General features: G+C 63.5%; 18 protein-coding genes and 1 pseudogene. 3 read left to right on the top strand and 16 right to left on the bottom strand.

The annotated features are described in order from the left end of the window. Window positions 1–734 (bottom strand): annotated as a pseudogene (locus AC5RV1_RS14600) (hypothetical protein); the annotation flags it as partial. Window positions 735–925: 191 nt separating this feature from the next. Here AC5RV1_RS14600 and AC5RV1_RS14595 point away from each other — a divergent pair. Beyond that, entirely contained in the window at window positions 926–2,236 is a 1,311-nt protein-coding gene (locus tag AC5RV1_RS14595) for an AI-2E family transporter (RefSeq protein WP_493995037.1), read from the top strand. Window positions 2,237–2,273: 37 nt separating this feature from the next. On the opposite strand, the gene AC5RV1_RS14590 is transcribed toward AC5RV1_RS14595, so the two are convergent. Continuing rightward, entirely contained in the window at window positions 2,274–3,074 is an 801-nt protein-coding gene (locus AC5RV1_RS14590; protein WP_493995036.1) for an alpha/beta hydrolase, read from the bottom strand. Window positions 3,075–3,108: 34 nt separating this feature from the next. Next, a complete protein-coding gene (locus tag AC5RV1_RS14585; protein WP_458781693.1) occupies window positions 3,109–3,465 on the bottom strand; it encodes an Rv1322 family protein in 357 nt (118 codons plus the stop codon). Between the two features lie 114 nt (window positions 3,466–3,579). Here AC5RV1_RS14585 and nucS point away from each other — a divergent pair, with 114 nt between their 5' ends. After that, window positions 3,580–4,275, top strand: coding sequence for an endonuclease NucS (nucS, locus tag AC5RV1_RS14580; protein ID WP_256248592.1), 696 nt, complete (start codon window positions 3,580–3,582; stop codon window positions 4,273–4,275). Between the two features lie 324 nt (window positions 4,276–4,599). Beyond that, a complete protein-coding gene (locus tag AC5RV1_RS14575; protein WP_011692441.1) occupies window positions 4,600–4,803 on the top strand; it encodes a cold-shock protein in 204 nt (67 codons plus the stop codon). 161 nt (window positions 4,804–4,964) lie between these two features. Here AC5RV1_RS14575 and AC5RV1_RS14570 read toward each other — a convergent pair whose 3' ends face one another. The 13 genes from AC5RV1_RS14570 to AC5RV1_RS14510 form a co-directional block, all read right to left on the bottom strand. After that, on the bottom strand, window positions 4,965–7,577 hold the full coding sequence (locus tag AC5RV1_RS14570; RefSeq protein ID WP_493995035.1) for a bifunctional lysylphosphatidylglycerol flippase/synthetase MprF: 2,613 nt from the start codon (window positions 7,575–7,577) through the stop codon (window positions 4,965–4,967). Continuing rightward, window positions 7,505–8,815 (bottom strand): alpha/beta hydrolase, encoded by a 1,311-nt coding sequence (locus tag AC5RV1_RS14565; protein WP_493995034.1) that lies wholly within the window; start codon window positions 8,813–8,815, stop codon window positions 7,505–7,507. The genes AC5RV1_RS14570 and AC5RV1_RS14565 overlap by 73 nt, the downstream gene beginning before the upstream one ends. Window positions 8,816–8,820: 5 nt before the next feature. Next, window positions 8,821–9,252 (bottom strand): DUF2550 domain-containing protein, encoded by a 432-nt coding sequence (locus AC5RV1_RS14560; RefSeq protein ID WP_493946537.1) that lies wholly within the window; start codon window positions 9,250–9,252, stop codon window positions 8,821–8,823. Window positions 9,253–9,262: 10 nt separating this feature from the next. Continuing rightward, window positions 9,263–9,547 (bottom strand): F0F1 ATP synthase subunit epsilon, encoded by a 285-nt coding sequence (locus tag AC5RV1_RS14555; protein ID WP_256248588.1) that lies wholly within the window; start codon window positions 9,545–9,547, stop codon window positions 9,263–9,265. Between the two features lies 1 nt (window position 9,548). After that, window positions 9,549–11,003 carry a F0F1 ATP synthase subunit beta gene (gene atpD / locus AC5RV1_RS14550; protein ID WP_163162500.1) on the bottom strand — a complete coding sequence of 485 codons (1,455 nt, stop codon included), beginning with the start codon at window positions 11,001–11,003 and terminating at the stop codon, window positions 9,549–9,551. 84 nt (window positions 11,004–11,087) lie between these two features. Then, entirely contained in the window at window positions 11,088–11,978 is an 891-nt protein-coding gene (locus AC5RV1_RS14545) for a F0F1 ATP synthase subunit gamma (RefSeq protein ID WP_493995033.1), read from the bottom strand. 73 nt (window positions 11,979–12,051) lie between these two features. Beyond that, complete coding sequence (gene atpA, locus AC5RV1_RS14540; protein ID WP_163162911.1) at window positions 12,052–13,689, bottom strand: F0F1 ATP synthase subunit alpha; 1,638 nt, start codon at window positions 13,687–13,689, stop codon at window positions 12,052–12,054. Window positions 13,690–13,767: 78 nt separating this feature from the next. Then, window positions 13,768–14,595 carry a F0F1 ATP synthase subunit delta gene (locus tag AC5RV1_RS14535; protein ID WP_493946539.1) on the bottom strand — a complete coding sequence of 276 codons (828 nt, stop codon included), beginning with the start codon at window positions 14,593–14,595 and terminating at the stop codon, window positions 13,768–13,770. Next, on the bottom strand, window positions 14,595–15,146 hold the full coding sequence (locus AC5RV1_RS14530) for a F0F1 ATP synthase subunit B (RefSeq protein WP_050054630.1): 552 nt from the start codon (window positions 15,144–15,146) through the stop codon (window positions 14,595–14,597). The genes AC5RV1_RS14535 and AC5RV1_RS14530 overlap by 1 nt, the downstream gene beginning before the upstream one ends. 53 nt (window positions 15,147–15,199) lie before the next feature. Beyond that, window positions 15,200–15,418: an ATP synthase F0 subunit C gene (gene atpE, locus AC5RV1_RS14525; protein ID WP_011775261.1), complete on the bottom strand. Its 219-nt coding sequence runs from the start codon at window positions 15,416–15,418 to the stop codon at window positions 15,200–15,202. An 80-nt stretch (window positions 15,419–15,498) separates the two neighbouring features. Further along, window positions 15,499–16,299, bottom strand: coding sequence for a F0F1 ATP synthase subunit A (gene atpB / locus AC5RV1_RS14520; RefSeq protein ID WP_493946541.1), 801 nt, complete (start codon window positions 16,297–16,299; stop codon window positions 15,499–15,501). A gap of 81 nt (window positions 16,300–16,380) precedes the next feature. After that, window positions 16,381–16,719, bottom strand: coding sequence for an AtpZ/AtpI family protein (locus AC5RV1_RS14515; RefSeq protein WP_493995032.1), 339 nt, complete (start codon window positions 16,717–16,719; stop codon window positions 16,381–16,383). After that, window positions 16,712–17,194 (bottom strand): Cg1360 family ATP-synthase-associated protein, encoded by a 483-nt coding sequence (locus tag AC5RV1_RS14510; protein ID WP_493995031.1) that lies wholly within the window; start codon window positions 17,192–17,194, stop codon window positions 16,712–16,714. Before AC5RV1_RS14510 ends, AC5RV1_RS14515 begins: the two co-directional genes overlap by 8 nt. Window positions 17,195–17,231: the final 37 nt, after the last annotated feature.

Genomic DNA, 17,231 nt, shown 5'->3' with positions numbered 1-17,231 from the left:
GCCACGACGGCTGCAGCCACCACGCCCGCGGCGACCATCGTCACCCGCGAGGATGACCGCGTCTCAGTCCTTGCGCGGGCGCGCTGGGCAAAGCCGCTGCCCTGGGCGTCGCCGTCACCGTTGCGCTTGCGGAGGGAAAGCAGGGCCAGGACGATCCCAACGAGGATCAGGAGCGAGCCCAGCACCATCAGCGGGATGGCCCACGGGGTGGAGGTATCGTTCGGGAACGTCATGGAGATGGAGGCCGGAGCGGGCTGGGTCCCGTCTGAGGCCAGCAGGAGCGTCCAGTCGCCATCGGCGGGCGGTGTCCAGGAATATTCCAGCTGGCCGCTGGCGTTCTCCGTGGAAACCCAAAGATCGGAGCCGGCGGGGCTGGGCGTAGTGGCTTCGCCGTCGGCGTGTCCCACCTGAAGCGCCTTACCGTCCTCCGATACCCCCGTGACGGTGTTGTGGGCCGTCTGGCCAACCCAGGCATCCACATCGTCGGGACGCCCCGCTGCAAGGATGAAGTTGCCGTCGCCTTCAATGTTGATCTTGACGGTTCCGCCGTGCAGGGTGCGCAGGTTCCCGTCTATGACGGTCAGCGGCGCAGCCTCCAAATCGGCGGGCGCAGAGGCGGTGAAAGTCTCGGACGGGGCCCAGATGGTTCTCTGGCCGATGCCGGCCAGCAGTGTCAGGAGGCCGAGCAGCACGAGTGCGACTGCAGTCTTTAAACGCAAGGGAACACCTATCATCAGCGGGGGTTTACCTTCAATAGTAACGGTTTGGTTACCGGAGCCTTGGTTCCGCCGCCGGTAACACATCTTCCGCTGCCTCCGCGAGCGTCCCCTCAGCGGGTGTTGACAAGGCTGCTGATAGTGTTTGCGATGATCATCACACCGGCCCGCACCAGCGGCGCCACGCATCGAACAGGCCCTAAATTCCAGTGACTGACAAGACGGACGAGTCCTCCGCGGCACACGAGAATCCGGCGGGTGCTGAGCCTTCGGCACACGCTTCGCAGGACCCTGTCCCGGTGCGCCGAAAGGGGGCCGCGGCGGCAGCCCTCGGTATGGTGGTCCGCCGCCTACGCCAGCCGCTGCCGGGGGCCCAGCCGAGGCTCCGCTTCGAAATGCCGCCGGAGTATTCGCACCAGGACAACCAGGTTGGCCACGAGCCCGGGGAGGTAGAGCCCCAGTTCGGTGATCCCGGGCCCAGGATGTCACCGCAGCATCCCCTCTACATGGGTTTCATGGGCACCGTCGGCGTGGGGCTGGCCCTGCTCGTCTACTGGATCGGATCCAACACCACGCAACTGCTGTTGTGGATTGTTGCGGCATTGTTCATTGCCCTTGGGCTCGAGCCTGTTGTGGGCTGGCTCGAGAGCCGGAAGATCCCCCGCCCGGCAGGAATCCTGGTGTCCGTTACCGTGCTGGTAAGTGCCGTCGTCGGATTTTTCGCCACCCTGATCCCCACGATCGTTGAGCAGGTAACGGAGATTGTCCAGCAGGCGCCCATCTGGGTGCGGGACTTCATTGATTCCGAGTTCTTCCGCAGCCTTGATGACCAGTTCGGCGTCCGTGACCGGCTCACCGAGGAACTGGACAAGTTCGTCAATGATCCCGCTGCTGTGGGCGGAATCTTCGGCGGCGTGGTGAGCTTCGGGTCAACAGTGGCCAACGGCCTGTTCGGCACACTGATTGTCCTGGTGCTGAGCCTGTACTTCCTGGCCGCCCTGCCGGCAATGAAAAAGTGGGGCTACCGGCTGGCGCCGCGTTCCCGCCGGGCCCGGGTGGAGGCTTTGTCCGACGAGATCACCCGTTCCGTGGGCAATTATGTGATTGGGCAGGCCTGCGTGGCCCTGCTTAATGCCACCTTTGCCTTTATCGTGATGTCCATCGTGGGGATCCCCTTCGCCCTTTTGCTGGCGTTTGTGGTGGCGCTGCTCGCCTTTATACCGCTGGTCGGCGGGCTGATTGCCGGAGTGCTGGTTGTCCTCATCGCGCTGACCGAAGGCTGGCAGACCGCCGCTGTGTACGCCGTGTGCTACTTCGCGTACCTGCAGTTCGAGGCCTACTTCATCTCCCCGCGCATTATGCAGAAGGCCGTGGCGGTGCCGGGAGCGGTGGCAGTCATTTCCGTCATCGCCGGCGGCAGCCTGCTGGGTGTCCTCGGCGCGCTGATCGCCATTCCCACGGCGGCCGCTGTCCTGCTGCTGATCCGGGAAATCTACATCGTGCGGCAGGACAAGCACTGACCCGAGGGCCTGTTGTTCCTTACCTGGTCATTCCGGCCTAAGACGGGGCCGTGGCCACCGGCCCGTCCCATTCCTGCGGCAGGCCGGTACCCCCGGCGTCTGCACCAGTGACCTCTTCCACAATCTCGTTCAGCACGCGCCCGGCGTACTTCTCCCCCACCCACAGGTGCTTCGCGCCCTTGACGCCCACCACGCGGGCCTGGGGCACCAGGCTAAAACGCCCTGCGGCGGCGTCCGGCTGCAGATAGTCATCGTGCTCCGGCACCAGCACCTTGAGCGGTTTTCCGGACTGCGCCCACTGCAGCAGGTGTGCATCCTTGGCCCGGTGCAGCGGCGGGGACAGCAGCACGGCGCCCTCGATCTGCGAGGCGAGGGGCTCCGTTGCCCCGTACATCAGGGCCAGTTCGGTGCCGAAGGACCAGCCCACCAGCCACCGGTTGGGCAGGCCGCGTTCGACGGCGAAGCGGACCGCCGCCTCCACGTCGTGCCGCTCACCGACACCTTCCTCGAAGGCCCCCGTACTGGTACCCCGCGGCGACTCGGTACCGCGGGTGTTGAACCGGAGCACCGCGATGCCGGCGAGCGCGGGCAGCCTGTAGGAGGCCTTGCGGTAGACGTGCGAATCCATAAAGCCGCCGTGGGTGGGCAGCGGATGAAGGGTGATCAGCGTGGCCTTCACCGGCCCGGACTCCGGCAGTGCCAGTTCGCCCACCAGGGTATGGCCGTCCTCCGTCTGCAGCTCCACGTTTTCGCGCCGGGCCGGCAGGACAGTGGCGGCACGGATGGGAGCGGGACCGGTGGACTGGCTGAATTCGTACGACGCCGGATCAAAAGTCATGCCTGCCAGCTTAGCGACAGCTACGGCCGGCCCCCTACCGGTAGCGGTAACTGCGGGTCATCCAGCAATTGGTGTGCCAGTGGCGCCGTTCCGCCAGCCCTGCGGCAGCGCCGAAGAGGTGGTCGTCCTTCCAGACCACCAGGTGCGCTACCCCTGGCAGCACCGCAGTGGAACACTCCGGGCAGATGTAGGTCTTTTCGGCGTTCCTGGCCGTCATGGTGCGGACCATCCACTCGCCGTCCGGAGCGCTTTCCCGCCGGGCGATGCCCGCCCGTGCACGTTCCAGGTCAAGCTCAGGGACCTCGCCGCTTCCCTTCTTTCCGGCCGCCCTGCCCGAACCGGCCCCGGCTTTTCCGGACACGGGACGGCGGGGACGGTTGGAACGCGGCATGCATCCATTCTGCCCCAGCACCAGCCTCCGCCGGTGCTGCCGGACGGGAACATCTCCGCCCTGCGGCCCTGCCCGGGGCAGAGGCGTGCGGCACCAGGCGGTAGTCTGTACGGCGTGCGACTTGTCATAGCCCGATGCTCTGTTGATTACGTTGGCCGGCTCAAAGCCCATCTTCCCCTTGCCACCAGGCTCCTCCTGGTCAAGGCGGACGGCTCTGTCCTGGTCCACTCCGACGGCGGCTCCTACAAACCGCTCAACTGGATGAGCCCGCCGGCAACGCTGCGGGTCTCCTCCCCCGAGGACGTGGACCTGGAACTCGGCGTCATCGAGCAGTGGACAGTGCAATCGGCCAAGACGGACGACCGGCTCATCATCAACATTCACGAGAAGCTCAGTGAGTCCTCCCATGACCTCGGCGTGGATCCTGGCCTGATTAAGGACGGTGTTGAGGCGGACCTGCAGCGGCTCCTCGCGGAGCAGATTGAAACGCTCGGTGAGGGCTACTCCCTCATCCGCCGCGAGTACTTCACCGCCATCGGACCGGTGGACATCCTGGCCCGCGACGCGGGCGGCGCCACCGTGGCCATTGAGCTAAAGCGCCGTGGCGACATCGACGGCGTGGAGCAGCTCACCCGGTACCTTGAACTGCTGAACCGCGATCCACTGCTGGCCCCCGTCCGGGGCATCTTCGCCGCGCAGCAGATCAAGCCGCAGGCCAAGGTCCTGGCGAACGACCGCGGGATCGATTGCGTCACCCTTGACTACGACGCGATGCGCGGCGTGGACGACAGCGAGTCCCGGCTCTTCTAACGGAGGCTGTCCCGGCCGCTCCCGAACCGTGCCACTGAGCCTTGAATATGCCCCAATTAGCCTCTGACAAGGCATTTAACCTTCTTTTTACCCAAATTTTAACCGTTTCTCCACGCAAACCGTTGACCTCCGCGGGGCAGCGTGAAATTCTTATCTCAGTCTTTGTGTAGGTGTTTTTCATGCTCGCAAGACATGTTGCGAGCGCGAAGCTCCTGCAGCGCTGGTCCCTTTCGGGACGGGCAATCCAGGATTCTTCTCGCGGAGTGACCAAGGCCGGCACGAGGTGTGCCGATCTTAAACAAGTTCCACAATGAGGAGAAATAAATGGCACAGGGAACCGTCAAGTGGTTCAACGCTGAAAAGGGCTTCGGCTTCATTACCCCGGATGACTCCGATGGTGATGTCTTCGTGCACTACTCGGAGATCCAGACCGGTGGCTTCAAGACCCTCGACGAGAACCAGCGTGTTCAGTTCGAAATCGGTCAGGGCGCCAAGGGCCCGCAGGCAACCGGCGTCACGCTGGTCTAGTCCCCGCCGCCCGGCCGCATAAAATGCGGCCGGCAGCGAAACAATGATCCCCGGCAATTATGCCGGGGATCATTTTTGTTGAATTCCAGCTTCCGTCCCTGGGCATCACCACGCCGCCTTGTTCGGCCGGGGCCCACATTGTTGGGGCTAATTGGAAGAGTTCACTTCACCAATTTGCGTACCAGGCGCGCGCCTTGCGGAAGGGAAAGCCCGGGCAGGTAGGCACGTGTTAATGCCCGACCGATAGCTGGCAAGTGCAGGGGGTCCTGGTAATACAGGTAAAGGGCACGATACTCCGGCTTGAAGCGCGACTTGAATGCCGCCAGGGACCGGAATCCATACACCGGTTCCAGGGCATGCCCCACGAGGTCGAGGATGCGGACCAGGTTATCCGCCCGGTCCTCCCCGCTGGAATCATCTCCGGTTCCGGGTACGCTTGCCAGCGGAGAGCCGGAGAGGGAGATGACCTCCACGGACGTACGCAGCTCGAGTACCGCAGAGGCGATGAGGAACTCCATCACCCCCGGGAATCCCTCGGCACCCCGGCGCATGACGTCAAGGGTCCGGCTGACCAGGGTCCCGCCGTCGTACACGGGCAGCCAGCTGGTCACTCCATGGACGGTGCCGTGTTCGTCAACGGCGAGGCAGCACAGGACCTCCGGGTCATCGAGTTCATCGATGCCGCCGAGGGTGAAGCCCATTTCGGGGACCGTTTTTCCTGCCGCCCATTCCTCGGAAACTTCACTCAGCCGGGAGCGCAGCGCCGCGGGCAGCGACTCGTAAGATCCCCAGACGGCCCTGACGCCCAGCTTTGCAGCACGGTTCAACGCCGTGCGCACGTTCTGCCATTCCTTGCCCTTGAATTCGAGTTCGCGAATTGCCAGCCGTGTCTCCTGCGCCACCGCCACGCGGGAAAATCCGCGCTCCTCGAGCACAGGCCAGAGCGTGTCGTCGCAGGAGTAGAGGGCTGGAATCATTGCCTGGCGGCTGCAGTGGGCCAAAAACCCGGCGGTAACGTCCTTCTGGCCCTGCATTGGACCGAAGGCTCCACCAAGTGTCAGCGCCACGCTGCCGTGCCGCTGGAAAGCCACCGCACCCTTGCCGTCTGGACTGAACCAGTAGCTATTGGGTTCCCAGAGCGCCATCCAGGACAGCGGTCCGCCGCCCTGGTGAAGCAGGTTGCGTGCCTGGATCCTGTCCTGCCGTCCGGAATCGTTGCCATGGTGTCCGCCCAGCAGCGCCCACCATACGGCCGCCAGCGCTACCACCCAGAACACCGGTCCTGAGTAGGCAAAAAGGACAGCCTCCACACTGTTTCTGTCAGCGAAGACGCGGTGGTAGTGCTGCGGGATGGGAACCGGTACGTACTGCCGGGCCAGCTCCGCGAACAGGCCCAGCAGGCCGCCGTCGCGCGTTAATCCGCCCGACCAGAACCAGGCGGCCGCGTACGTTCCGGCAAGGACAAGCCAGGTTCCTCCCACCACCAGAGCCAGCGTCCGCCGCGCTGAAGGAAGCGTCTGCACGCGGAACTGCCGCCGGTTGAACCACAGGAGCGCTGCCAGCAGCAGGGGTACGCCAACCAGCGGAAGCACGTGGGCAAAGGCAGTTCCCATCGGCGGGGCGGACGGGCCCTGCAGCCGGGACGGCACCAGGGCGAACAGTGCCAGGTAGACGGCGGCCAGCGCCGTGACGGCGAGCTGGATGGCGAGCGCGATGTTCAGCGCAAGCCGCCGCCCGCGGCGCATTCCGTCGGCACAGATCAGCAGCAGGACCACCGGAACCACAGCAAGCGCAAGTCCGAATGGCCCGGCAAACCCTGCCCTGCCGGCTTCGAGGCAGGATGCTTCCACCGTGGCGCCGCAGTTGAAAGCCAGTTGGCTGAGCGTGGGCATGGGGTTCAGGACAACGTCGCGCAGAAGGGCCAGCGGGCCGGTGGGCGCCCGCGCAATTCCCGTGAGGATCGGACCCACCGCGAAGACGGCGACGGTGAGTGCGAGGAGGTTCCGGGCCTCCCGGCCGGTGGACCGGTGCCGGTGCAGGTGGCCGTGGTCACCCTGGATCCACCAGCCCGCCAGGAGTCCCAGGACGGCACCGAGCAGTCCGATCACCGTCTCCGCATGCCCAACGTAGAGAACCAGCAAGAGCGAGATGGACAGCACCCCTGTCCGCAACCGTCGCTGCCACAGGACAGGCAACCTGCCGCTGGCCGCGAGTGCCGCCGTCAGGATTGCGGGATAGGGACCGATCAGGATGTCGTCGGCCATGCGGTCCAGCCATCCGTCACCCGCGTAGTCTGCGAGCTGGGTCAGCAGCAGGAAAAGCGTGACGGCGGCAAACTGGCCGCCGAGGAAGAACCCCACCGCTGCTGGTGTTCCCATCCTGCGCTCGGCAAGGCCCAGGAGCAGGAGGATCATCAGAGACGCGGCAAGGTAGGCCAACGGGTTGGTGGCGAAGAAGAGGCTGGTGAACAAGGACCACCAGTTGCCGGCGCGCAGCCCCGGTCCGCTCACTCCTGCCACGTGCAGCAACTGCTCTGGCGGTCCGGCGAGGTAGCTGCCGGTGATTGCCCCGGTTGCCAGGAACAGCGCAAGCACAGCCACGGAGAACGGCATCGATTTCAGGGCGGCGATGACCCGGTCCCGTGCCGGTCGTCCAACTGTTGTCCAGGCCAGGGATGTTGTGCGGACCGGCTTTACGGAAGTCACTGTTGAAGTCCCCACCTGTCGGCAAGGAACTGCAGCGCGTCGGCGATCTGCTTCGAGGACGTGTCCCATGAGTGTCCGGTGTGTTCCACCTCGTGCGCCCGCACGGTGAAGCCGGCCTCCCGGGCGGCTGCGGCCAGGGTGTGCAGGTACGCCACGAATTCCGGGTCGTCCTGTCCTGCTGTCAGGTACACCGCGCTGGCCTCGAAGCGGCGCTCTTTCATGATGGCAAGGGGCGTTTGCCGCTCAAACGCGTCCGGGTCCCCCGGGAAGGCGGCGTCGATGGTCTTCTGCCTCTCCTTGGCGATGGCCGGCTCGGCTTCCCCGGAAAAGGAGAGGACAGAGGGAAACAGGCCGGGGTGCCGGGTTCCCATTTGCAGGGCGCAGGTGCCGCCGAAGGAAAATCCGCCGATGGCCCATTGGTTGTGGTTCGTGTCAACGGCAAGGGTGGAGCTGATCCACTGGGGCACATCGCGCGACAGGTAGGTATCGGCCTTCGCTATCCGGCTGTCCATGCACATTGTGTTCGCGGACTGGGAGCCGTTCGGGTCCGGCACCACCACCACCGGGGCAATGCCGCCATGGGAAGCGGCGAAGGCCTCCATGTGGGCTTGCAGGGTGCCCCCGGTGAGCCAGTCCGCAGGCCCGCCCGGCTGGCCGGCCACCAGGACCAGCACGGGAAGGGCGGGGCGGTTTTCCGCGAAGTAGGCGGGCGGAAGATAGATATATGCTTCGCGGGTGTCCATTCCGGAAAGGACGGCGGGGATGACAGCCTTTCGAAGCACTCCCCCATCCGGCATATCACTTTGCGGTGCCCACCCAGGGAGGGGAACGCCGTCGGCCTCCCCCGGCTGCCGCTTGAGGTCCGCCTCGAGGGCCGGGATCCGGGCCAGCGCCGTGCCCAACAAGTCGCTTACCGTGCGGTTGAGCCCGAAGTAGGCATTGATCTGGACGGATGAAAGGGCTGCCACCAGAAGCACGGCCACCAGGCCGGCTGCGCGGCGGTTCCAACTGCTCCGGGGCAGCCTGAACAGGAGCAGGATCACGGCGGCGACGCCGGGTACCACCCACAGCAGGACCGGATCCGGAATGTTCTCCGGGAATACGGAAAAGACGTTGATGAGTGCCCAGTGGACGGTGGCCACCAGCGCGTAGGCCACGGCGGCAGCGGCGATAGCGCGGAAGATCCAGCGGCGGGCGGGAATATGAGGGGGTGGGGCCAGGAGATACACGGCACCGGCAACGCCCAGGGCAAAGGAAAGCCAGTACACCGGGCCGTCGGTGATCCGGAGGTCGTAGAGCCAGTCCACGTTGGCTAGCGCCAGGTACCCACGCCGATGACCGGCCCGGCCTCAAGCCAGGACGAGAGGCCGGCGTAGGCGTCAAATTTCATGGCAAGGCGAAGGTCCTGCCCCTCATACCGCAATTCGACAATCACGACGTCGGGCTGCACCTTGACGGCCTCGGCTTCGGTGGGCTTGCGACGGCCCAGCAGTTCGAGCGAGTGCCGCTTGAACTTGTGCTTGGGCCGGACACTCAGCGAGAGCAGCCGGAACCACTCAAGGTCGTTGTCCTGATAACGACAAACCCCCATCTGCCAGCTGTTTCCAGCCATGCAAATGGAGGCGTCCACCGTGCCGAGGGCACGCCGCAGATTGAAGCGGCGCACCCCCGAAAGGCACAGTGCAAAAATCAGCAATCCAAAAGCGATTGCTATGGCGATGAACGGAAGACTCGGTGCGTCCATCAACTTGGTGCTAGCGGATCCCAGCGGTAGCCGAGCCGCCCAGGTGGGCGTTGTCAGCAACAATAACCACGCGGTTGTTGTCGACGGAGAAGAATCCGCCGTCAACATCTACGGCAATACGGTCACCGGACACCGGCTGGATGGCCAGTTCACCCTCGGCCAGGATCGCCAGCAGGGGCGAGTGGCCGGGCAGGATTCCGATTTCACCATCACTGGTGCGGGCCTTGACCATCTTGGCCGCTCCGGACCAGATGAACCGGTCCGCTGCGACAATCTCAACCTCAAGCTCAGCCATATTACTTGGTCTGTTCCTGGATCTTGGCCCACTGGCGCTCAACGTCATCGAGGCCACCGACGTTGAAGAACGCCTGCTCCGCGATGTGGTCAAGGTCGCCGTCGCAGATGGCGGTGAAGCCTTCGACGGTGTCCTTGATGGAAACCGTGGAGCCCTCGACGCCCGTGAACTGCTTGGCGGTGTAGGTGTTCTGCGAGAGGAACTGCTGGATGCGGCGCGCACGCGACACAACAATCTTGTCCTCTTCAGACAGTTCGTCAACACCGAGGATGGCGATGATGTCCTGGAGTTCCTTGTTCTTCTGCAGGATCTGCTTCACACGGACAGCCGTGTTGTAGTGGTCCTTGCCGATGTACTGGGGATCCAGGATGCGCGAGGTCGACGTCAGCGGGTCAACAGCCGGGTACAGACCACGGGAGGCGATTTCACGGGACAGTTCCGTGGTCGCGTCGAGGTGTGCGAAGGTGGTTGCCGGTGCCGGGTCGGTGTAGTCATCTGCGGGAACGTAGATGGCCTGCATCGAGGTGATGGAGTGGCCCTTGGTGGAGGTAATGCGCTCCTGCAGGAGACCCATCTCATCAGCAAGGTTGGGCTGGTAGCCCACAGCCGAAGGCATGCGGCCGAGGAGGGTGGAAACCTCGGAACCTGCCTGCGTGAAGCGGAAGATGTTGTCGATGAAGAGCAGCACGTCCTGGTTCTGCACATCGCGGAAGTACTCCGCCATGGTCAGTGCGGACAGCGCCACGCGCAGGCGCGTTCCCGGCGGCTCGTCCATCTGGCCGAACACAAGGGCGGTGTCCTTGAGGACGCCTGCCTCTTCCATTTCAACCCAGAGGTCGTTACCTTCACGGGTACGCTCGCCCACACCGGCGAACACGGAAGTGCCACCGAAGTTGCGGGCAACACGGGTGATCATTTCCTGGATCAGAACGGTCTTGCCCACGCCGGCGCCGCCGAACAGGCCGATCTTTCCACCCTTGATGTACGGGGTGAGGAGGTCGATGACCTTGATGCCGGTTTCCAGCATCTCGGTGGAGCCTTCAAGGGACGCGAAGCTCGGGGCCTTGCGGTGGATAGGCCAGCGTTCGCTGATCTGCAGCTCGGCCTCGGTAACGTCCAGGGGCTGGCCCAGGACGTTGAAGATGTGGCCCTTGACGCCGTCGCCAACGGGTACGGAAATGGGGGCACCGCTGTCCACCACGGACGTTCCGCGGACAAGTCCGTCGGTAGCCTGGAGGGAGATGGCGCGCACGAGGTTGTCGCCCAGGTGCTGGGAGGTCTCGAACGTGATGGTCTTGGTGACTCCGTTGAGGGTGATCTCGGTAGTCAGGGCGTTGTAGATGGACGGGATTGCGTCAGCCGGGAATTCGACGTCGACAACCGGGCCGATTACGCGCGCAATGCGGCCGGTAGCACCGGACGTTGCGGCTACGTGTTCGGTAGCAGTGGCAGTCATCTCTCTCACTTCACTCAGTAGATGGCGTGGGTTTAAGTTTATCTGTGGTGGTGCAGGTCCAGCGGAATCCGAAGGCGGTGCAGGCTACGACGCAAGGGCGTCGGCGCCGGCAACAATCTCGGACAGCTCCTGCGTAATTTCAGCCTGGCGGGCCGTGTTGCGCAGACGCGTGTACTTCTTGATGAGGTCCGTGGCATTGTCGCCTGCGGACTTCATGGCTCGCTGGCGCGCAGCGAGCTCGGAAGCCGCTGCCTGCAGCATGGCCGCGAAGATGCGTGACTCGATGTAGCGCGGCAGCAGAGCGTCAAGTACCCGCTCAGTTTCCGGCTCGAACTCGTACAGCGGCAACAGGTCCGACTCAGAAGCAGCCTGCTCTTCCACTACTTCCAGCGGAAGCAAGCGGATGACCGTGGGCTCCTGGGTGACCATGGACTTGAAGCGGGTGTACACCACGTGGATTTCGTCCACGCCGCCCTCTTCAAAGTCGGTTGCGAAATCGGCCAGCAGTGCTTCGCCGACCTCGCGCGCGGTTGTGAACTCGGGTGCGTCGGTCCCACCGGTCCAGACCCGTGAATACTCACGGTTCCGGAACTCGAAGTAGGCCTGCGCCTTGCGTCCGACGAGGTACGTCTTGACTTCCTTGCCTTCAGCGTGGAGCAGCTCGTTGAGACCCTCCACCTGCTTGAGCACGCTTGCCGAGTAGGATCCGGCCAGGCCACGGTCCGAGGTGATTACCAGGACGGCGGCGCGGCGGATCTGCTCCGGCTCAGTGGTCAGCGGGTGGTCGACTTCGCTTTGGCTGGCGACAGCAGAAACGGCGCGCGTGATCGCGTTCGCGTAAGGCAGTGAAGCTGCTACGCGCGCACGGGCCTTGCCGATGCGCGAGGTAGCGATCAGTTCCATCGCCTTGAAGATCTTGCGCATCGACGTGGTCGAGCTGATCTTCTGGCGGTAGACCCGAATCTGGGCTCCCATACTTATCCTTTCCTAACATTCCGTAGACCGGGTGTGCCGGACCCTGTGGGCCCGGCACACCCGGTCATTGGAACTAGCGCTTCTGCTTAACGATTTTTTCCTGGTCGACGTCGCCCTCGGAGATAGCGCTGTGCTCCTCGTGGCCGGCGCCTACCAAGTGGTTGTCACCCTCACCGAAGAAGCCCTTTTTGAAGTCCACGATGGCGGACTTCAGCGCTGCTGCGGTGTCATCGTCCAGTACGTTGGTCTGCGCCAGCGTGGTGAGGATCGAGGACTTGTGCGTGAGGTGCTCCAGGAACTCCGACTCGAAGCGGCTGATGTCCTCAACCGGCACGTCGTCGAGGTAGCCGTTGGTGCCTGCCCAGATGGACACAACCTGGTTCTCCACCGGGAACGGGGAGTACTGGCCCTGCTTGAGCAGTTCCATCAGGCGTGCGCCGCGGGTCAGCTGCTGGCGGGAAGCGGCGTCCAGGTCCGAGGCGAACATGGCGAATGCCTGCATGTCGCGGTACTGGGCGAGGTCCAGCTTCAAGGTACCGGAGACCTTCTTCATGGACTTCACCTGGGCGGCGCCGCCCACGCGGGACACCGACACACCAACGTCAACAGCGGGGCGCTGGTTGGCGTTGAAGAGGTCCGACTGGAGGAAGATCTGGCCATCGGTGATGGAGATCACGTTGGTCGGGATGTAGGCCGACACGTCGTTGGCCTTGGTCTCGATCAGCGGCAGGCCGGTCATGGAACCTGCGCCCAGCTCGTCGGAGAGCTTTGCACAACGCTCCAGCAGGCGGGAGTGCAAGTAGAACACGTCGCCCGGGTAGGCTTCGCGTCCCGGCGGACGGCGGAGCAGCAGCGACACTGCACGGTAGGCCTCAGCCTGCTTGGACAGGTCATCAAACACGATGAGGACGTGCTTGCCGCCGTACATCCAGTGCTGGCCAATGGCCGAGCCGGCGTACGGTGCCAGGTACTTGAAGCCTGCGGGGTCGGAAGCGGGAGACGCCACGATGGTGGTGTACTCCAGTGCGCCGTTGTCCTCGAGGGTCTGGCGGATGGCGGCAATGGTTGACGCCTTCTGGCCGATCGCCACGTAGATGCAGCGGACCTGCTTGGTCACATCGCCGGAAGCCCAGTTGGCCTTCTGGTTGATGATGGTGTCGATCGCAATGGCGGACTTGCCGGTCTGGCGGTCGCCAATGATGAGCTGGCGCTGGCCGCGGCCGATCGGGATCATGGCGTCGATAGCCTTGAGTCCGGTCTGCATCGGCTCGTGCACCGACTTGCGCTGGGTCACGCCGGGAGCCTGGAGCTCCAGTGCGCGGGTGGTCTCGGCCTTGATCTCGCCGAGGTCGTCGATGGGCACGCCCAGCGGGTCAACAACGCGGCCGAGGAAGGCGTCGCCCACGGGAACGGACAGAACCTGTCCGGTGCGGTGGACTTCCTGGCCTTCTTCGATGCCGGTGAAGTCGCCGAGGATGATGACGCCGATTTCGCGGACGTCGAGGTTCTGGGCCAGGCCCAGGGTGCCGTCCTCGAAACGCAGCAGCTCGTTCGCCATGACCGAGGGAAGGCCCTCAACACGGGCGATGCCGTCACTAGCGGTGGTTACGCGGCCGACCTCTACGCGTTCTGCGTTTCCGGGTTCGTAGGACGCCGCGAACTCGTTCAGCGCATTACGGACGTCGTCGGCGTTGATGGTCAATTCGGCCATCTGCAGTCCCTGCTCTCCTGTTTTGTGATCACCGTTGCGATGACCGGGGTTTCTATCAGTTTTGTTGTGCTTGTCCGGCTAGCCGGCCAGCTGGCGCTGCAGCTCGCCCAGGCGGGTGATGACCGAAGCGTCAAGCACTTCGTCACCAACCTGGACGCGGATGCCGCCAATGAGTGCCGGGTCAACATTGACGTTGACCTTCAGTTCCCGCCCGTACATTGCATTCAGGCCCGCCTGGAGGCGTGCAAGCTGCGTGGGTGTCAGGGGACGGGTCACGCTGACCGTTGCAATCCAGCGCTGCTGCCGCTTGGCCGCCAGTTCGGCGAACCGTTCCACCAGCCGGGTGGGCTTGATGCCGCGGGGCTGGGTGACCGCCTGCGTGATGAGGACCTTTGCTTCCTCGCTCACGCCGGGCACCAGCCTCTCGGCCAGGGTTGCCTTGGCTGCAGCGCTGGCCTGTGGTTCGGACAGAGCACGTTGTACCTCGTGGTTGGAGGCAACGGCCTGGTTGAAGGAGAACAGATCGTTCTCCAGCTCCTCCAGGCCAGAGATTCCGGAGGCAGAAACGGCCGACTTGTTTTCAGCAACGGAAATGACCACCGTTGCGGCAAGAGTCTCGAGTGCATCGCCGATATCCCGTGCGGTTGCCCAGCGTGAGCTGGCCAGTCCGCCCGCGATCTCTGCAGCATCAGCGGAGACTTTTCCGCCTACCAGCTGCCTGACCAGCGCCGACTTTTCGTCACCGTTGCGGGACGGGTCAGTCAGGGCGCGGCGCAAGCCAGCCGAGCTGTCCACCATTCCCAGAATTCCGAAGAGTTCCTTTGCCAGCTGCAGTGACGCCGTCGGAAGCTTCGCTTCCAGCTCGGCCAGCCCTGTTGCCAGCGATTCGCTCGATACGCCTGCCATTACTTAGCTGCACCTGCGTTCTGGGTCTCCAGATCTGCCAGGAAGCGGTCCACTACCCGTGCTGCACGCTCGTCATCGTTCAATGATTCCCCGACGATGCGGCCGGCGAGGGTGGTGGCCAGGGTGCCGACCTCCGAACGCAGCGACACAACGGCCGCCTGGCGCTCGGATTCGATCTGGGCATGGGCCTGGGCCGTGATGCGGGCAGACTCTGCAGCTGCCTTTTCCTTAAGATCCGCGAGGATCTGGGCACCTTCGGCGCGGGCTTCCTCACGGATGCGGTTGGCTTCGGCGCGGGCGTCGGTCAGCTGCTGCTTGTACTCTTCGAGTGCAGCAGACGCCTCAGCCTGGGCCTTTTCAGCCTTTGCAATGCCGCCCTCGATAGCCTCGGCACGCTCGGCGAAGGTTTTTTCGAACATCGGGACAACGAACTTGACCACGATGAACATGAGGATGGCAAAGCCCACGAGGACAACGCCCATTTCCCAGACATTGGGAACCAGGGGGTTGACTTCGCCCTCAGTGGCGGCTGAGATGATCAGCTGATTCATATTTCACCCGTCCTTATCTACTCGGTTCTGAATGTTCGCTAAGTTCCGAAGGACTAGCTAAGAACGAAGGCGAAGACGAGACCCAGGATGGCGAGGGCTTCGGTCAGCGCAAGGCCGAGGAATGCGATCGGCTGCAGCACGCGCTGTGCTTCCGGCTGGCGGGCAACGCCGTTGATGTAAGCGGCGAACACGAGACCCACACCGATACCACCGCCGATGGCCGAGAGGCCATAGCCGATGAGGTTGAGGGAGCCGTTAATGGTGCCTTCCATTTTTCTTCCTTTCAAGATGCCACCCATGTGGCAGGTTGTTTGGGTTGCTATCATCCCCGCGAGGGGAAGCTTAAGGGTGCCTAGTGGCTGTCGGCGTGGATTGCGCCTTCGATGTAGATCGCAGTCAGCAGGGTAAAGACGTAGGCCTGCAGGACCATGATCAGGGCTTCAAGCATGTACATGGCGATGGCGCCTGCCAGGACCAGGAGCGAGGTTCCCTTGAGCAGGATGTTCTCCTGCATGATAAGGAACTCGATGCCATAGCCGGCGATCATCACGATGAGGTGTCCTGCGAGCATGGTCGCGAACAGACGGAGGCTGTGCGTGACCGGACGGACGATGAAGTTGGAAATGATCTCGATCGGGATAACGATCGGGAGGATGTACCAGGGGACACCGGAGGGCACGGTGGCCAGCTTGAAGTAACGGAGTCCGTTCTTCTTGACGCCGATGGCGATCCAGGTGAAGTAGACGATGCCCGCCAGCACATACGCGCCGCCGACGTGCGAGAACGTGGGGAGCTGGAAGAACGGGATGGCGCCGTAGATGTTGTTCACCAGGATGAAGAAGAAGAGGCTGAACAACAGCGGGACGTACTTGATGAAGTCCCTGCCGCCGATGATGTCCTTGGCGATTCCGTTGCGGACGAAGCCGTAGGCGGCTTCGCCGGCGAACTGGAGCTTGCCGGGTACCAGCTGCTGCTTGCGTGCGGCGAGCACGAAGAAGACGGCGATAAAGACAACAGAGAGGAGGACCAGCAGCATCTGCTTGGAGAATCCTTCTGCGGCACCCCACGGCAGGATTGCCGGCAAATGCATTTCGTTAATACCAGGAGGAGTAAACTCTCCTGAATCTTGGGCCGGGAGCGCAAGCGCGATCAACGCGTTTCCTCTCTGCAGTGTCCATCATTGGGCGTTGGGCGGGGACCGGCAGCCTGACGGCCTGCTGTTCCCCCTGTGAAATTATTTGGCATTAGTGTCGCCGTCCTGGGACGGCCCGCTGGCAGCATGGCGCTCCCCAGCATTTTTGCGAGAACTGGTAAGGCCATGCATGTGGGAAAGGTAGAAACCTCCGACGGCTCCAAGCAGAGCGCCTGCGAGCACGATCCAGCGCGTTCCCCACACGTAATCCAGTCCCCACCCTATCAAACTCCAGACGATGATTCCGCCAATGATGTAGCTGAATACGGCCATGCCGGCGTTGTATCCGCCGCTGGTTCCGTCGCGTGATACACCGGGGGCAGAGCCGGATGATTGGCCCGTGCCGTTGGTGCCTTTGCTTGGCTTGTGTGGATCACGCATCGCGGGTTTCCTTGGTTTCTGGATCGTTGTAGATCTGGAGGCGGGCTTTGCTGAAACCGTAAATTTCAGCAGCCTGCCACAGGACGACAGCGCTGACCGCGCCGATAAGGAACCAGCGTTCGTGCAGCCACTCCGGGGTGCCCATGACAAACAGGACCGCCGCGAAACCCACGACCTTGATGAAATAGGTGGCGACGAACACGCCGATTGCACCGGACGGATTGTTCCGGCCTACGTAGTGGCCTACCAGGAGGCTGATGCCAAAGAACAGCATCACCAGCACTCCCCCGAAGGCGCTGGACAGAGCCCCATTAGCGCCGTTGAGCGGAAGGGCGATCACGGAGCAGACAACCAACGCTGCGACGCCGGCAAAGGCACTGACCCGCAAGAGGTGGAGCCAGAGTGATTTGGTGGGTCCAGAAGCACCAACGGGTGAGTTGCCGGACGCGGGTCCGGACTCGGCGTTGGAGGTCATTCGATCCCAATCGTCGGCACCAAAAGGCAGTTAGCCA

Source organism: Arthrobacter sp. Hb9-2 (genome assembly GCF_059091165.1).
The sequence above is the reverse complement of the archived record's forward strand: the minus strand, read 5'-3'. Positions and strand labels throughout refer to the sequence as shown.

Coding starts and splice junctions, on each gene's coding strand:
- AC5RV1_RS14590 (WP_493995036.1), bottom strand. CDS start 3,074: ATGACTTTTGATCCGGCGTCGTACGAATTCAGCCAGTCCACCGGTCCC.
- AC5RV1_RS14585 (WP_458781693.1), bottom strand. CDS start 3,465: ATGCCGCGTTCCAACCGTCCCCGCCGTCCCGTGTCCGGAAAAGCCGGG.
- AC5RV1_RS14575 (WP_011692441.1), top strand. CDS start 4,600: ATGGCACAGGGAACCGTCAAGTGGTTCAACGCTGAAAAGGGCTTCGGC.
- AC5RV1_RS14570 (WP_493995035.1), bottom strand. CDS start 7,577: ATGGGACACGTCCTCGAAGCAGATCGCCGACGCGCTGCAGTTCCTTGC.
- AC5RV1_RS14560 (WP_493946537.1), bottom strand. CDS start 9,252: ATGGACGCACCGAGTCTTCCGTTCATCGCCATAGCAATCGCTTTTGGA.
- AC5RV1_RS14555 (WP_256248588.1), bottom strand. CDS start 9,547: ATGGCTGAGCTTGAGGTTGAGATTGTCGCAGCGGACCGGTTCATCTGG.
- atpD (WP_163162500.1), bottom strand. CDS start 11,003: ATGACTGCCACTGCTACCGAACACGTAGCCGCAACGTCCGGTGCTACC.
- AC5RV1_RS14545 (WP_493995033.1), bottom strand. CDS start 11,978: ATGGGAGCCCAGATTCGGGTCTACCGCCAGAAGATCAGCTCGACCACG.
- atpA (WP_163162911.1), bottom strand. CDS start 13,689: ATGGCCGAATTGACCATCAACGCCGACGACGTCCGTAATGCGCTGAAC.
- AC5RV1_RS14535 (WP_493946539.1), bottom strand. CDS start 14,595: ATGGCAGGCGTATCGAGCGAATCGCTGGCAACAGGGCTGGCCGAGCTG.
- AC5RV1_RS14530 (WP_050054630.1), bottom strand. CDS start 15,146: ATGAATCAGCTGATCATCTCAGCCGCCACTGAGGGCGAAGTCAACCCC.
- atpE (WP_011775261.1), bottom strand. CDS start 15,418: ATGGAAGGCACCATTAACGGCTCCCTCAACCTCATCGGCTATGGCCTC.
- AC5RV1_RS14515 (WP_493995032.1), bottom strand. CDS start 16,719: ATGCGTGATCCACACAAGCCAAGCAAAGGCACCAACGGCACGGGCCAA.
- AC5RV1_RS14510 (WP_493995031.1), bottom strand. CDS start 17,194: ATGACCTCCAACGCCGAGTCCGGACCCGCGTCCGGCAACTCACCCGTT.